Source organism: Methylobacterium sp. Leaf123 (assembly GCF_001423405.1).
Taxonomy (GTDB): Bacteria; Pseudomonadota; Alphaproteobacteria; order Rhizobiales; family Beijerinckiaceae; genus Methylobacterium.
The window spans coordinates 194415-208879 of sequence record NZ_LMNS01000034.1 but is presented as its reverse complement, the minus strand read 5'-3'; the positions used below and the strand labels follow the sequence as shown (position 1 = coordinate 208879).

Here is a 14465-nt window from a genome sequence, read left to right as displayed (position 1 = left end):
GGGCCGGAAAGGCTGGGTTTCCGTTCGTGAGAAGAGCCGCGCTCCATGGATTTTCACCGCCGTTTCACCGTGCTGATGTGCACCCCCGCCTTCGATCCGGATGATCTGGAGGGCGCGCGCGTCGATCAGATCGTCGCGGCGGTGGAGAAGCGCGGCTTCGAGGTGGTGCGGGCGCGGCGCGTCGAGGATGCCTCGATCGCGGTGCAGACCGACTCCGCCGTCGGCTGCCTCGTGGTCGATTGGGGCAAGCGCGGACTCGAGGGCAAGGCCGCCGCGCTCATCGACATGATGCGCAAGCGCGGCCTGGAAATGCCGATCGTGATCATGGTCCGCCGCAAGCGGCTGGAGGATATCCCGGTCGAGCTGCTCGACTTCATCGACGGCTACATCTTCCTGGCCGAGGAGACGCCCGAATTCATCGCCCGCGGCCTCGTTTCCCGCGTGACGCAATATGCCGACACGCTGAAGACGCCGTTTTTCGGCGCGCTGGTCGATTACGCCGAGGAGGGCAACCAGCTCTGGACCTGCCCCGGCCATAACGGCGGCATCTTCTACAACCGCTCGCCCATCGGCCGCATCTTCGTCGAGCATCTCGGCGAGGCGATTTTTCGCGACGACCTCGACAACTCGGTGCTCGATCTCGGCGACCTGCTGACCCACGAGGGGCCCGCGCTCAAGGCGCAGAAGGAAGCCGCCAAGATCTTCGGGGCGGAGAAGACCTACTTCGTCCTCAACGGCACCTCGGCCTCGAACAAGGTCGTGCTGGGCTCGCTGGTCGCCGAGGACGATCTCGTCCTGTTCGACCGCAACAACCACAAGGCCGCCCATCACGGCGCGCTGCTGCTGGCCGGCGGCATCCCGATTTTCTTGGAAACGGACCGTAATGCTTACGGTCTGATCGGCCCGATTTACCACGAGGCCCTGGACGAGGGTCGCATCCGCGAAAAGATCCGCGACAATCCGCTCGTGAAGGACAAGGAGGCGTGGCGCCGGGAGCGCCCGTTCCGCTGCGCCGTGATCGAGCAATGCACCTATGACGGCACGATCTACGACGCGCAGGCGATCGTCGAGCGCATCGGCCATCTGTGCGACTACATCCTGTTCGACGAGGCCTGGGCGGGCTTCATGAAGTTCCACCCGCTCTACCAGCGCCGCTTCGCCATGGGCCTGACCGGGCTCGACGAGACGTCGCCGGGCATCATCGCCACGCAATCGACCCACAAGCAGCTCGCCAGTTTCAGCCAGGCCTCGCAGATCCACACCCGCGACGGGCATATCCGCGGCCAGACCCGGCGGGTCGAGCACAAGCGCCTGAACGAGAGCTTCCTCGTCCACGCCTCGACCTCGCCGTTTTACCCGATCTTCGCCTCGCTCGATGTCGGCGCGCAGATGATGAAGGGCCGCTCCGGCGTGGTGCTATGGGACGACACGATCCGCCTCGGCATCGAGTGGCGCAAGAAGGCCCGCGCCATCCGCAAGGAGTTCGAGGAGCGCGAGGCCGACCCGAAGCGGCGCTGGTTCTTCGACCCCTTCGTGCCCGACGTGGTGAAGGGGCCCGACGGCACGGAAATCCCGTGGGAATCCGTGCCGACCGACGCCCTGGCCGCCGACGCCCGCTACTGGGAGCTGACGCCGGGCGCGGCGTGGCACGGCTTCACCCATGTCGCGCCGGGCTTCGCCATCACCGACCCCAACAAGCTCACCGTGCTCACGCCCGGCTTCGACCGGAAGACCGGTGCCTATACCGAGCACGGCGTGCCGGCGCCGATCGTCGCGCAATACCTGCGTGAGAACCGGATCGTCCCGGAGAAGAACGACCTCAACTCGCTGCTCTTCCTGCTGACGCCGGGCGTCGAATCCTCGAAGGCCGGCACGCTCATCTCCGGCCTCGTCGCCTTCAAGCGCCTGCACGACGACAACGTGCCGCTCGAAGAGGCGATGCCGGAATTCGTGGCGCGCCGGCCCAAGCGCTACCGCGGCGTGCGTCTGCGCGATCTGTGCGCCGATTACCACGCCTTCCACCGCGAATCGGGCACCTCGGCGCTCCAGCGCAAGCAGTTCATGCCCGAGCACCTGCCGGAGATGGTGATGGCGCCCAAGGCCGCCGCGCAGATGCTGACCCGCAACCGGGTCGATTACGTGCCGATCGCGGAAGCCGAGGGGCGTGTCGCCACGACCCTGATGCTGGTCTATCCGCCCGGCATCGGCACGGTGTTGCCCGGCGAGCGCCTCGACGAGCGGGCCAAGCCCATGCTCGACTATTTCAAGATGTTCGAGGCCGCCGCCAACCTGTTCCCCGGCTTCGAGGCCGAGATTCAGGGCGTCTACCGCGAGACCGACCCGGACGGGCGCATCCGCTTCCACACCTACGTCCTGCGCGAGGGCGCCTGATGGCGGAGGGCGCGGCGGCGATTTCGGCTCACGCGGAGGTGGTGATCCGGCCCTCGTCGGATGCCGATGTGGCGGCGATGATCGCGATCTACGAGCGCCACATCCGCAAAGGCGTCGGCGATACCGGCGACTTCGAGGAGGAACGCCTGCTGCCCGACGAACTGCGGCGGCGGCGCAAAACCATGCGCAGCAAGCGACTGCCCCATCTCGTCGCCGAGCGGGGTGGGCAGATCGCCGGCTATGCCTATGCGGTTCCGTTCCGCAAGCGTCCGGCCTACCGCTACGCCCTCAAGCACTCGATCTACGTGCACCCCGACCACCTGCACGCGGGCATCGGGCGCCGGCTTCTGCCGGCGCTGATCGAGGCCTGCGCCGCGGGCGGCTACCGGCAGATGATCGGCTATATCGACGCGAGCAACGAGGCCTCCCTGCGCCTGCACGAGGCCTGCGGGTTCGCCCGCGTCGGTTATCTTCCGGCGATCGGCTACAAGTACGGGCGCTGGAGCGACAGCGTCATCGTGCAATGTCCGCTTGGCACCGGGGCGGACGACCAGCCCTTCGCCTGGCAGCGCCCGGAGCGGACGCGCGCCTTCCGGTTGTCCTCGACATCCTGACGTTCGGGCCGAGCCGGCTCGGCGAAATCGGTGACGAAGGCCGGCCTGCCCAAACAGCGCCGGCTTTTTTGCGTGAAGCCAACGCGCAACTTTCCGTCCGATGCATTAGATCGATTGCAGGACGCTTCTCCCTCCCAGGGCTGCCCGCGGTTTTCGCAGGGCGGCACCGTGTTCGCTTCGAGCCGTTCCATGACCCTTCTCGCACCCTCGATCCTCGCCGCCGACTTCTCCAAGCTCGGTGAGGAGACGCGGGCGATCGCGCAAGCCGGCGCCGACTGGATCCATCTCGACGTGATGGACGGGCATTTCGTGCCCAACATCAGCTTCGGCCCGGCGGTGGTGAAGGCGTTGCGGCCCTGGACCGACAAGGTCTTCGACGTCCACCTGATGATCGCCCCGGCCGACCCCTACCTCGCCGCCTTCGCCGAGGCCGGCGCGGATGCGATCACGGTCCATGTCGAGGCGGGGCCGCACATTCACCGCTCGCTCCAGACGATCCGCGGCCTCGGCAAGCGCGCGGGCGTCGCGCTCAACCCCGGCACGCTGGCCTCCGCCATCGAGCCGCTGCTCGACATGGTCGATCTCGTGCTGGTGATGACGGTCAATCCCGGCTTTGGCGGCCAGAGCTTCATCCACTCGTCCCTGGAGACCGTCGCGCGCGTCAAGGCGATGACGGCGGGCCGCTCCATCGACATCTCGGTCGATGGCGGCATCACCCCGGAGACCGCCGGGCCCGCGGCGAGCGCCGGCGCCAACATCCTCGTGGCCGGCTCGGCCGCCTTCAAGGGCGGGCCGACCCAGTACGAAAAGAACGTCGCGGCGATCCGCGAGGCGGCCCAGGCGGCCACCGGGCGGGACGGCGTGCGATGCTGAAGGCGCTGATCTTCGACGTCGACGGGACGCTCGCCGAGACCGAAGACCTCCACCGCCAGGGCTTCAACCGGGCGTTTCGCGCCCTCGGCCTGCCCTGGCACTGGTCGCCGGAGTTTTACGCCGAACTGCTCAAGGTGATGGGCGGCAAGGAGCGGCTCGTCCACTACATCGAGCGATACCACCCCGAGGAGGCGCAGGCGCTGAAGCGCCGGATGCCGGAGATCCACGATCTCAAGACGCGCCATTACGGCGAGTTGGCGGAAAGCGGCGGCCTCTCGCTCCGCCCCGGCGTGCGGCGTCTCGTGGAGGAGGCGCGGGCGCAGAACGTGCGGCTGGCGGTAGCGACCACCACCAGCCGGCCGAACATCGATCTCCTGCTCCGGCTCAATTTCCCGCCCGATGCGCAGCCCTTCGACGTGATCGCCGCCGGCGACGAGGCGGCGCAGAAGAAGCCCGCTCCCGATATCTTCGCGCTCGCCGTCCACCGCCTCGGCATCGATCCGTCCGAGGCCATCGCTTTCGAGGATTCGGCGGCCGGCATCCGCTCGGCGCTCGCCGCCGGCCTGCCGGTGCTCGCCACCCGCAGCCGCTACACGCAGAGCCACCGGCTCGACGGCGCCTTCTCCGCCGTCTCCGATCTCGGCGAGCCGGACGCGCCGCACAGCCACCTCCAGGGCCATGCCTGGCCGGACGGCGTCGTCACCCTCGACGCCCTGCGCCAGTGGCATGCGGGGCACCTGCACGGCGCGGCCTGATCGGCCGTTATCGCGCCCTCGTCACCGAACCACCGCTTTCCAATCCACCATGGCGCGGTCTATCAGGACGGCCGCCTTCCGCTCCGGGTCGCGGGTCCCGGAACGGCGCCGTACCGGCCGCGTCGCGCGCCGCGCGGGAGGCCGGGACCCTGCCGCTGCGACGTCACACCGCCGGACCGTGGAGCCTGATGCGCGAGCCGAACGCGATCGATTTCTGGCGCGGCTTCGCGCTGATCACGATTTTCATCAACCACATCCCCGGCAACGTCTTCGAGCGCTACACCTTCTCGCAGTATGGCATCTCGGACGCCGCCGAGCTGTTCGTGTTCCTGGCCGGCTGGTCGATCGGGCTTGCCACCCGCGGGCGCGACGGCCAGCCGGAACCGCGCCTCATCACCGTGCTGCGGCTCCTGGCGCGCACCGTGGAGGTCTACCGCGCCCAGATCACCATCATGGCGCTGGCGCTGGCGATGATCGCCGGATGCGCGCTCTATCTCGACAACCCGCTCATCCTCGAATGGCACAATGCCGGCGGCTTCTTCGCCGACCCGATCCAGACCATGGTCGGGGTCGTGCTGCTCACGCACCAGCTCGGCTTCTTCAATATCCTGCCGCTCTACGTGGTGCTGATCGCCATCGCCCCGGCCGTCGTGCTGATCGGCCGGGTGAGCCGGCTCCTGCTGCTGGTGCTCTCGCTGTCGCTCTACGGGGCGAGCCTCGTCTTCGAGTTGAACTTCCCCGCCTGGCCGGGCGAGGGCGACTGGTTCTTCGATCCGCTCTGCTGGCAATTGCTGCTGGTGCTGGGCTTCCTGTCGAACGAGGCGACGCGGGGATCGGAGCGGCTGCAGCGCCTCTGGCCCCGTCTGATGCCGCTCGGCGTCGTCATCGTCGCGGTCGGCGTCGTGCTCGCGGTGCTGGAACTGCGGCCCGATCCGATGCTGGCGCCCGAGCCGCGCCTCGTCTTCACCTTCGACAAGACCTACCTCTCGCCCGCCCGGCTGATCCATTTCTGCGGCATGGTGCTGGCCTTCCAGGGCGTCTACGCCCTCATCGCCCCCCATGTCGGGCGCCTCGCCCGCTTTCTGTCGGGTTTGGGGCGCAACTCGCTCGCGGTCTTCTCGATGGGATCGCTGTTGAGCCTCGCCGGACAGTTCGTGCGCTTCCAAACCGGCGGCGGTATCTTCGTTGACATTTCGGTCGTAGGCTCCGGCCTGATCGCACTGGGTTTCACCGCATGGTTCGTCGAATGGCGTTCCCGCAGACCGCGGCCGACGCGCAAGGCACCCGACACCGCCTCGCCCGCCGACTCGCCGTCCTCCTCGGCCTGAGTTTCGCCGCGCCCGCCTTCGGCGAGACGTCGGGCGCTGCACCAATGCCGGCCGCGCCGCCGGCCGCTGCCGTCGAGGCGCTCGACCTGAGCCTGTCGCCCGAATGCCGGGTGCCGGGCTCGAAGCTCTACACCCTGGCGCGGCTGAAGGCGGTCAAGGCCGCGCTCAAGGAGAAGCGGCCGATCCACGTCCTCTCCATCGGCTCCTCCTCGGCGGGGCTCGGCGCCTCCGCGAGCTATCCGGTGAAGCTGGAAAACGCCCTGGAGCAGGCGCTGCCCGACGTTCAGATCGAGGTCGAGGCGCGCGGTCTCCCCGGCGAGGTCGCGAGCGGGGCGGGCGAGCGGCTGCGCTCCATGGTCGCCGAGATGGAGCCGGACCTCGTCGTCTGGCAGGTCGGCACCAACGACGCCCTGGCCCGCGTCGATATCGAGGCCTTCGGCGAGGCGCTCGACGAATCGGTGCAATGGGTGAAATCCCACGGCATCGACATCGTGCTCATCGATCCCGTCTTCACCGAGAGTCTGGCCGACGACGCCTATTATACGGAGATGGTGCGCACGGTGCAGGACGTCGCCCGCCGCGAGGCGGTGCCGCTGGTCCACCGCTACGCGGCGATGCGCTTCCTCTCGACCCAGCGCACCACCGAGGCGCACATGCTGGGCCGCCATTTCCGGCTCAACGATCTGGGCCTGCGCTGCATGGCCGAGCACGCGACGCGGGCGATCACCCTGTCGCTGCTCCAGCCGGATGCGGCCAAGGATGTGGGCAAAACCGATCCGACCAAGGCCGATTCGAACAAGACGGATGCGGTAAAGACGGACCACGCGACGTCTGAAACGACAAAGCCTGACCCGGCTCAGACCGGGACGCCGGGTTCCGGACCGACCACAGCGCCGAAGCAGCCGTAGGCCCGCTGGCGTGCCTTTTAAGGCGCCCTCTTAACCCGCTCGAAATGCCGCGCTTCCTAGGCTGATCGCCGAGCGTACCGGCCACACCCGCGCCCGGCGCCTTTTCGGATGGCGCGCCCATGGCAGCGGACAAGGTGATCGCGGGCGGCCTCCCAGCATCCTCGCTCGACTCCCTTCTGGTTCGAATCCGGGCGTTCCGCACCACCGCGGCGGTCTCGGCGCTCGGCGTGTTCGCGGTCCGCATCGGTGCGGCCGGGTTCGCCTACGGGGCGCAGGTCCTGATGGCGCGCATGATGGGCGGCGCGGAATACGGGATCTTCGCCACGATCTGGGTCTGGATCGCCATCCTCGGCCACACCGCGACCTTCGGCCTGTCCCAGGGCGCCTGCCGCTTCCTGCCCGCCGATCAGGCGATGGGCCGGCTCGGCGACCTGCGCGGTTTCCTGCTCGGCGGGGCACTCGTGAGCCTGGGGGGAGGGCTCGCTCTGTCGCTCGGCGGCCTCGCCGTGGTCTTCGTTCACGGTGGCCTGCTCGCCGGCCCTTACGGAACGCCAATCCTGGTTGCGGCCGTCGTCGTGCCGCTCTTCGCCTTCCAAGACTATCTCGAGGGCGTGGCCCGCAGCCAAGGCTGGCCGCTTCTCGCCATCGCGCCGCCCTACCTGCTGCGCCAAGCTCTCATCATGGTCGCGATGATGGGCGCCGTGCTCGCGGGTGCGCCGGCCGAGGCTTGGGTCGCGATCGCCTGCACATTGGCCGCAACCGGCCTCGCGGCGGCGGTTCAGGCCGGGCTGCTGCTGGGGCGCCTGCGCCGCCACCTGCCGGCCGGCCCGCGCCACTACCGTTGGCGGCTGTGGCTGAGCGCCTGTCTGCCGATCGCAGCAGGCGACCTCGCCGCGAGCGCCTTCGGCTTCGTCGATGTCGTGATCCTCGGATTTCTCGCAGCCCCGGAGGCCGTCGGACTCTACTTCGCCGCCACCCGCATCCAGCAATTCGTCGCCTTCGTGCATTACGCGGCCTCGGCCACGACCGCCCAGCGCCTCGCCGCCGCCCGCGCCTGCGGCGACGAGGCGGGCCTTACGCATCTCGTGCGCGGGCAGGCGCGCTGGACCTTCCTGGCGACACTGGGCGTCGGCCTCGCCATCGTCGCGGTGTCGCCGCTGCTGCTCGGCCTGTTCGGCGAAGGGTTTCGCGCCAGCCTTCCGGTTCTGGCGATCCTCGTCGCCGGCAGCGTTGCGGCGAGCCTGTTCGGCCCGGCCGAGGACGTGCTGACCATGCTCGGCGGCGAGCGGCTCTGCGCCGGCGTCACCCTGGCGATGCTGGTCCTTGCCGCAGGGCTGTGCTTTGCCCTTGTGCCCTGGCTCGGCGTCGCTGGCGCGGCTCTGGCGGTGGCGTTGGCCACGACGTTGCGCGGCTTCGTCCTGGCCCTCGGCGCCCGGTCCCTTCACGGCCTCTCGACGCCGGTCGTCGGATTTCCCCAGCGGAGTGCCGCCCGGTGATGCGCGCCCTTTCCCTCTCCGGATCGTCGCGGGCGGCGGTCGAGCCCGTTGCCGCGCTCGCCGCCGAGGCGTCGGCCTGGGACGCGCTGGCCGTCCGGGCCGTGACCGCGCATCCGTTCTACGCGCGGGCGGTCGTCGCGGCGCACAGCGACCACGGCCTGTGCCATCCCCGCCTTTCAGCCGTGGTCGTCCGTGACGGGGGGGCGATCACTGCCCTGCTGCCCTTCACCCTGCGTCCCGACATTGCCGGGCTCGGCGCGGCGATCGCGCAGCCCTTTCTCTCGCCCTACGTGACGGCGAGCGCACCGCTCGTGGCCGACGGTCCCGGTCTGGAGGAGCGGCTCGACGCCCTGGTGGAAGGCCTTGCGCGCGCCTCCGGTGGGCGAGCGTGGCGCTGGCCGCTGCTCGCGACCGAAACCCGCCTCGGCACAGGGCTCCTCGCCGCCATGGAGCGGGCCGGCTGGCAGACCGGCACCGTCGCGCATTTCGCGCGCCCGGTCCTCGACCGGCGGACCGATTACGACGCCTTCCTCGCTGGCCATCCGCACAAGAGCCGTCTCAAGGACCTGCGCCGCCGTCGCCGCCGTCTGGAGGAGGCCGGGACGCTCACCGTCGAGAGCGCCACAGAGGGGGCCGCGCTGGATCAGGCGCTGGAGGATTTCCTCACCCTCGAAGCGGCGGGCTGGAAGGGCGAGGCCGGAACGGCCCTTCGCAGCCGCCCGCGGACGGAAGTCTTCGCCCGCGCCCTGTTCCGGCCAGAAAGCGGCCCCGTCACCGTCCGGGCCGACCTGCTGCGCCTCGATGGCCGCACGGTCGCGGCGAGCCTCGCCTTGGTCTCCGGCGGCACCGCCCATCTGCTCAAGACCGCCTATGACGAGGGCTTGCGCGCCCTGGCCCCCGGCCTCGTGCTGGAAGACGCCATCGTGCGCGCTCTGCATGCGGAGGGCTTCGCCGCGCGGCTCGACTCGGCGACGATGCCGGGCTCGGCGCTGGAAAGCCTCTACCCCGAGCGTGAGACCATCGCCGAGATCATCGCCCAGCCGCCGGACGCCGGCCTGATCTCCCTGGAACGGCGCCTGCGCCTCGCCCGGTTCGAGCATCGCGCCCGAGCCGAGGCCAAACGCCTGCTGCGGCGGGGCTGACGCAAGAGGCTTCAGCGCGTCGAGTTCTCGCCGTTGTTGCGCTGAACGCAGCGATAGCCGGCAAAGCAGTACGGATTGTCGAGGGTCGGCTCGAAGGCGGGCCGGGCGGTCACCTCGTTGCGGCAATCGCCGCTGTCGAGATGCACCGCCTCGTAGGCGTTCGGGCTCGTGGCCAGCACGACGCGGCGCTGCCGCGCCACCAGGGCCTGCACCGTCCCGCAGGTGAGCGACGGGGTGAAGGGCCGCTCCTGGGCCGAGGCCGCCGTGCCGGCGAGACCGAGGACGCCGAGACAGAGGGCGTGGAGGAGAAAGAGCGTGCGCTGCATCGGGGGCCTGGCCGGGTCGGAGGGAGGAGCCTCGGGACGATTCCAGGCTCTGCCCCTTGAACCGTGCTCGCGCCAGGCCGGTTCGCGGTGCCTGCGGCCGGCGGCGGCGATGCCGGGGGTGTTCGGCTCGCGGGAACCGTTCTTCCCGTGGGACCCTTCACCGGAAACGACCCCGGAGGCCCCTTTGACCCCGACCGACGCGACCAGACCCGACGATCCCGCGGAGAATCCGGGGGCCCGGAGCTACGAGCCGCGCCCGGTCTCCAAACCCGTTCCGGGGCATCGTTCCCCGGCACCGTCCGAGCCCGGCGACATCGGTTCCGGGTGGGACGAGGCGGCACCGCCGCGCGAAGAACTGCGCACCGGCGATGGTGAGGGCACTCGCGGCGGTTGACCTCTCGACATGCGGTAAGGAGGCAGGCCCGTGACGGTCCACATCTGCGTCACCTGCGGAACCAGCTTCCTCGACGCGCCAACACCGCCCGAGCGATGCCCGATCTGCGACGAGGAGCGGCAATACGTGCCCGCCTCCGGCCAGAGCTGGACGACGCCCGGCGCGCTTGCCTCCGCTCACACCAATGCCTGGCGGCAGGTCGAGCCGGGGCTGTTCGAGATCGAGACCCATCCCCGCTTCGGCATCGGCCAGCGCGCCTTCCTGCTGCAAACGCCACAGGGCAATGTGCTGTGGGATTGCATCGTCCTGCTCGATCCGGCGACGGTCGCGCTGGTGCAGGCGCTCGGCGGCCTGGCCGGCATCGCGATCTCGCATCCGCACTACTACACGACCATGCCCGATTGGGCGGCGGCCTTCGATGCGCCTGTCTACCTCCACGCCCGCGACCGTGACTGGGTGATGCGCCCCGACGACCGCGTGGTGTTCTGGGAGGAGGACGAGCGCATGCTCGCCCCCGGCCTGACCCTGCTGCGCCTCGGCGGGCACTTCCCCGGCGGTTCCGTGCTTCACTGGCGGGACGGCGCGGATGGGCGCGGGGCGCTGCTCGCGGGCGACATCGTGCAGGTCGGCGCGGACCGGAAGTCCGTCTCCTTCCTGTGGAGCTACCCGAACTGGCTGCCGCTTTCCGGCGGCACCGTCTCACGCATCGCGGCCCGGTTGGAGGCGAAGGCCTTCGCGCGCCTCTACGGCGCCTTCGGCCTGCATATCACGGAGGAGGCGAGCGCCGTCGTCGGCCGCTCGGCGGCGCGCTACCGGGCTTTGCTGGAGCAGGATCAGCCCTGAGGCTGGCGCCTAATTTACATTTGTAAGTTGTGCGCTCATCCTGCGCGGATGGACGGTCTCGATCTCGAATGTCTTTCGCGACGGTACGGTTGCCGGTTCGACAGAGCGGAACGCGTCGTCGCCGGTGTCAATCGGACCTACAGGCTCAGTAGCGGCGCACAGCACCACTATCTGCGCCTGTATCGTCCCACCGGGCGATCCCCCGCCGAGATCGCGTTCGAGTTGCGGCTTCTGCGCCAATGCCGTCCCACTCCCGGAATCGATGTGGCACGCCCGATCGCGACGCCCGACGGGGCCGACCTCATATCCCTGAGCTTCGAAGGCCAGCCGCGATACGGATGCCTGTTCACGGCCCTCGAAGGTCGTCCGCTCACGCATGCGCCTGACGACATGAAGCGGTTCGGCTCATCCATCGCCACGCTTCACGGCGCCCTGTCCGGCATCGTCGGCAGCGAGACACGGCCGCTCGATCCGCTGGCGCTTTGTCGGAGGGCGGTCGAGGCCTTGGAAAGCATTGCCGACAGTGCGCCGACCCGGCGCGCCATCGAAGCGTGGTGCGGGCCGGCATTCGGCGATGCCGCTCGATATCCTCTGCCGTCCGGGAATTGCCACGGTGACGCCTGGGCCGGCAACGCCGTCGTGCAGGGAAGCGATATCTGCTTCTATGATTTCGACGATTGCGGGCATGGCCCTTACCTGATCGATCTCGGGACGGCGGCTTGGCATCTCATCGCCCAAGACGGTCCTGCGGCCGAGGCCCACTTGGCTGCGCTCATCAGTGGATACGAGGAAGTGCGGACCCTCGAAGCGGGCGAGCAGCGACGATTGTTCGACTTCGTGAAGCTGGCCGAGATCCGTTCGATGCTGTTCCTGGCCGCGTTCAACCTGCTGGATGAGCAGCAATGGCAGCAGACATTCGCCAGGGCTCAGGCGCTCTTTGCGCGCGAACGGCCGTTCTGATCGCGCGATGACGGGCGCGCTTCGATGCGTCCTTAGAGTTTCCGCTCCGCCTGACCCTTAGCCGGCCGCGGAAACAGCATTGCCCCGGCCAGCGCGCCGATGAGGGCGGCGAGGCCGAAGCGCCATCGCTTGTCCCCTGCGCCGGCTGGCCCCGTTTCAGTCGTCGGCATCGAATCGTCCTACGCAAGACCGTGAGGAGAGGGGCGTCTTCGCCCCCGACGTGGATCATCCCCGCCACGGATACCCCGGACGGATTCGCCTTCACGGAAACGCTCGGGCGGCATCTCGGTGCCCGGTCGGTTGGCAGTATCCTCGCGGTCGCGGTGGGAGAGGGCGGCGTCTGGCGGACCGGGCGCAAGGCCGCGAAGACGACCGGACCCGAGCCGTCACCGCCCTGCGTTGCCTCGGAGTGGTCGCACGGCCTATAAGCGGAGCCCCCGACACATCCCGCGCGGCGTCGAGGATCCTTCTTCCTGAAGGAGCCCTCCGCCCGCACGAACGAGAAGACGATCCCGCCATGGCCGGGCATTCCCAGTTCAAGAACATCATGCACCGCAAGGGCCGCGTCGATGCGGTCCGCTCGAAGGTGTTCAGCAAGCTCGCCCGCGAAATCACGGTGGCGGCCAAGCTCGGGACGCCCGACCCCTCGATGAACCCGCGCCTGCGCGCCGCCATCCTCGCGGCCCGGGCGGAGAACATGCCCAAGGACAACATCGAGCGCGCCGTCAAAAAGGCCGTGGGTGGGGACGGCGAGAACTACGAGGAGATCCGCTACGAGGGCTACGGCCCCGGCGGCGCCGCGCTGATCGTCGAGGCGCAGACCGACAACCGCAACCGCACCGCCTCCGACGTGCGCTCGGCCTTCACCAAGTCCGGCGGCAGCCTCGCCGAGACCGGCGCCGTCGCCTTCATGTTCGACCGTGTCGGCGTCATCGCCTTCGCGCCGGACGTGGCCGACGCCGACACGATGCTGGAAGCCGCCATTGAGGCCGGCGCGGACGATGTGCGCTCGGATGCCGACGGCCACGAGGTGATCTGCGCTCAGGACGCCTATGGCGACGTGTCGAAGGCGCTGGAAGGCCGCTTCGGCGAGCCGCGCCGGACCGGCCTGATCTGGAAGGCGCAGAACACCATCGACGTCGATGACGAGACCGGTGAGAAGCTGATCCGCCTCATCGAGGTGATCGAGGATCAGGACGACGTGCAGAACGTCTACGTCAACTTCGCGCTGTCCGAAGCGCTGGTGGAGAAGATGGGCGCGTAAGGATCGCCCACGAAACGCCCGCTCCGCCGCCATGCCCGGAGCGTAGACGATTGGTGATCAGGGGTTTCGCGAGGCCCTATAGAGCGCTGTCCTGACGCTCGAACCTTTCCGTTGACGGTGGGGAAATTGTCGGCAGCGGCACCATGCTGCCGATTTGTCGCGCGGAACCGCTGTGGTCCGCGCGCGGTATGCCTTGCGATGCCGACGCTGAGCCGGCAACCGACGACGCGCAAGGCCTCCCTTCTCGACCGATGCACGACCGCCCGCTCATCCTCGGCATCCACGGCCTCGCCAACAAGCCGCCGAAAGAAGAGAAGCAGGCATGGTGGGGCGAGGCGATCCGTGAAGGGCTTCGGCGCAATCTCGGCGAGGATCCGCGCGATCTGTCCTTCGACTTCGTCTACTGGGCCGACCTGCGCTACGACGTGCCGCTCTCCGAGGACAGCAACCGGGAGCCCTACTATCCCGCGCGGGGGAGGGGCCCGTTCCCGAGCGCGGACGGCGTGTGCGCCCCGACCCTGACCGACCGGCTCTACCGCATCGTCGAATGGGCGCAGGAGAAGACCGGGCACCTCGTCCTCGACGATTTCATCATTGAGCACCGGCTCGACGACCTCTGGGGCTACTACGAGGATTCCGCCTTCCGCGAGTCCGCCCGCAATCGCTTGCGGGAGGCGCTGGAGCAGCATGCCGGCCGGCCCCTGCTGCTCGCCGCCCATTCCATGGGCTCGCTGATCGCCTACGACGTGCTGCGCCAGCTCGAACGCGATGGGCGCTGTCCGCAAATCGACCACTTCGTCACCTTGGGCGCGCCCTTGGGCCTTGCCGAGATCAAGCATCGCCTCGCCGAGGAGCACGGGGCCTTGCGCGTGCCGTACGCCGTGGCCCGCTGGAGCAATCTCGGCGACCGCGAGGACGTGGCGACCGTCGGCACGACGCTGGCCGAGGCCTATGCCCCGAACGCGGCGGGTGTGGGCGTGATCGATCGTCCCGTCCGCAACACCTATCGGCGCCCGCGTGGCAGCGTGAACCACCACAAATCCTACGGCTACCTGCGCACGCCGGAATTCTCTGAAGTCGTCGCGGCGTTTCTCGACAGAGAGCAGGCGGTTGCCTCCGTCGCGATGTCGGAAGCCAGAAGCGCTTGAGAGGCGAGCAATTGGTGCTCCGA

14 protein-coding genes are annotated in these 14465 nt (G+C 69.1%); 12 read left to right on the top strand and 2 right to left on the bottom strand.

The genetic code is table 11. From position 1 onward, the window contains the following. Positions 1 to 45: 45 nt before the first annotated feature. The 8 genes from ASF53_RS16890 (at position 46) to ASF53_RS16855 (ending at position 9507) form a co-directional block, all read left to right on the top strand. Entirely contained in the window at positions 46 to 2391 is a 2346-nt protein-coding gene (locus ASF53_RS16890; protein WP_056200827.1) for an Orn/Lys/Arg family decarboxylase, read from the top strand. After that, positions 2391 to 3005 (top strand): GNAT family N-acetyltransferase, encoded by a 615-nt coding sequence (locus tag ASF53_RS16885; RefSeq protein ID WP_056200825.1) that lies wholly within the window; start codon positions 2391 to 2393, stop codon positions 3003 to 3005. Before ASF53_RS16890 ends, ASF53_RS16885 begins: the two co-directional genes overlap by 1 nt. Positions 3006 to 3194: 189 nt before the next feature. Beyond that, positions 3195 to 3878, top strand: coding sequence for a ribulose-phosphate 3-epimerase (gene rpe, locus ASF53_RS16880; protein WP_056200822.1), 684 nt, complete (start codon positions 3195 to 3197; stop codon positions 3876 to 3878). Then, entirely contained in the window at positions 3872 to 4633 is a 762-nt protein-coding gene (locus tag ASF53_RS16875) for an HAD-IA family hydrolase (protein WP_056200819.1), read from the top strand. The genes rpe and ASF53_RS16875 overlap by 7 nt, the downstream gene beginning before the upstream one ends. A gap of 188 nt (positions 4634 to 4821) precedes the next feature. Then, entirely contained in the window at positions 4822 to 5961 is a 1140-nt protein-coding gene (locus ASF53_RS16870; protein WP_056200816.1) for an OpgC family protein, read from the top strand. Then, entirely contained in the window at positions 5880 to 6869 is a 990-nt protein-coding gene (locus ASF53_RS16865) for an SGNH/GDSL hydrolase family protein (protein ID WP_056200813.1), read from the top strand. The genes ASF53_RS16870 and ASF53_RS16865 overlap by 82 nt, the downstream gene beginning before the upstream one ends. 119 nt (positions 6870 to 6988) lie before the next feature. Next, positions 6989 to 8365 (top strand): lipopolysaccharide biosynthesis protein, encoded by a 1377-nt coding sequence (locus ASF53_RS16860; protein ID WP_056200810.1) that lies wholly within the window; start codon positions 6989 to 6991, stop codon positions 8363 to 8365. Continuing rightward, positions 8365 to 9507, top strand: a complete 1143-nt coding sequence (locus ASF53_RS16855; protein ID WP_056200806.1) for a GNAT family N-acetyltransferase — start codon at positions 8365 to 8367, stop codon at positions 9505 to 9507. The genes ASF53_RS16860 and ASF53_RS16855 overlap by 1 nt, the downstream gene beginning before the upstream one ends. A gap of 11 nt (positions 9508 to 9518) precedes the next feature. On the opposite strand, the gene ASF53_RS16850 is transcribed toward ASF53_RS16855, so the two are convergent. Continuing rightward, complete coding sequence (locus ASF53_RS16850; RefSeq protein ID WP_056200802.1) at positions 9519 to 9833, bottom strand: hypothetical protein; 315 nt, start codon at positions 9831 to 9833, stop codon at positions 9519 to 9521. Positions 9834 to 10257: 424 nt separating this feature from the next. Here ASF53_RS16850 and ASF53_RS16845 point away from each other — a divergent pair, with 424 nt between their 5' ends. Then, the gene (locus ASF53_RS16845; RefSeq protein ID WP_056200799.1) at positions 10258 to 11070 is read left to right on the top strand and encodes an MBL fold metallo-hydrolase; all 813 of its coding nucleotides are present in this window, start codon (positions 10258 to 10260) and stop codon (positions 11068 to 11070) included. A 48-nt stretch (positions 11071 to 11118) separates the two neighbouring features. Further along, a complete protein-coding gene (locus ASF53_RS16840) occupies positions 11119 to 12030 on the top strand; it encodes a phosphotransferase enzyme family protein (protein WP_082482780.1) in 912 nt (303 codons plus the stop codon). Between the two features lie 32 nt (positions 12031 to 12062). On the opposite strand, the gene ASF53_RS25855 is transcribed toward ASF53_RS16840, so the two are convergent. Continuing rightward, complete coding sequence (locus ASF53_RS25855) at positions 12063 to 12200, bottom strand: hypothetical protein (protein WP_156635602.1); 138 nt, start codon at positions 12198 to 12200, stop codon at positions 12063 to 12065. A gap of 347 nt (positions 12201 to 12547) precedes the next feature. Between ASF53_RS25855 and ASF53_RS16835 the strand changes: the two genes are divergently transcribed. Both ASF53_RS16835 and ASF53_RS16830 read left to right on the top strand, forming a co-directional pair. Beyond that, entirely contained in the window at positions 12548 to 13294 is a 747-nt protein-coding gene (locus tag ASF53_RS16835) for a YebC/PmpR family DNA-binding transcriptional regulator (RefSeq protein ID WP_056200792.1), read from the top strand. Positions 13295 to 13545: 251 nt separating this feature from the next. Next, positions 13546 to 14442: a lipase/acyltransferase domain-containing protein gene (locus tag ASF53_RS16830; RefSeq protein ID WP_056200788.1), complete on the top strand. Its 897-nt coding sequence runs from the start codon at positions 13546 to 13548 to the stop codon at positions 14440 to 14442. The last annotated feature ends 23 nt before the right edge of the window (positions 14443 to 14465 follow it).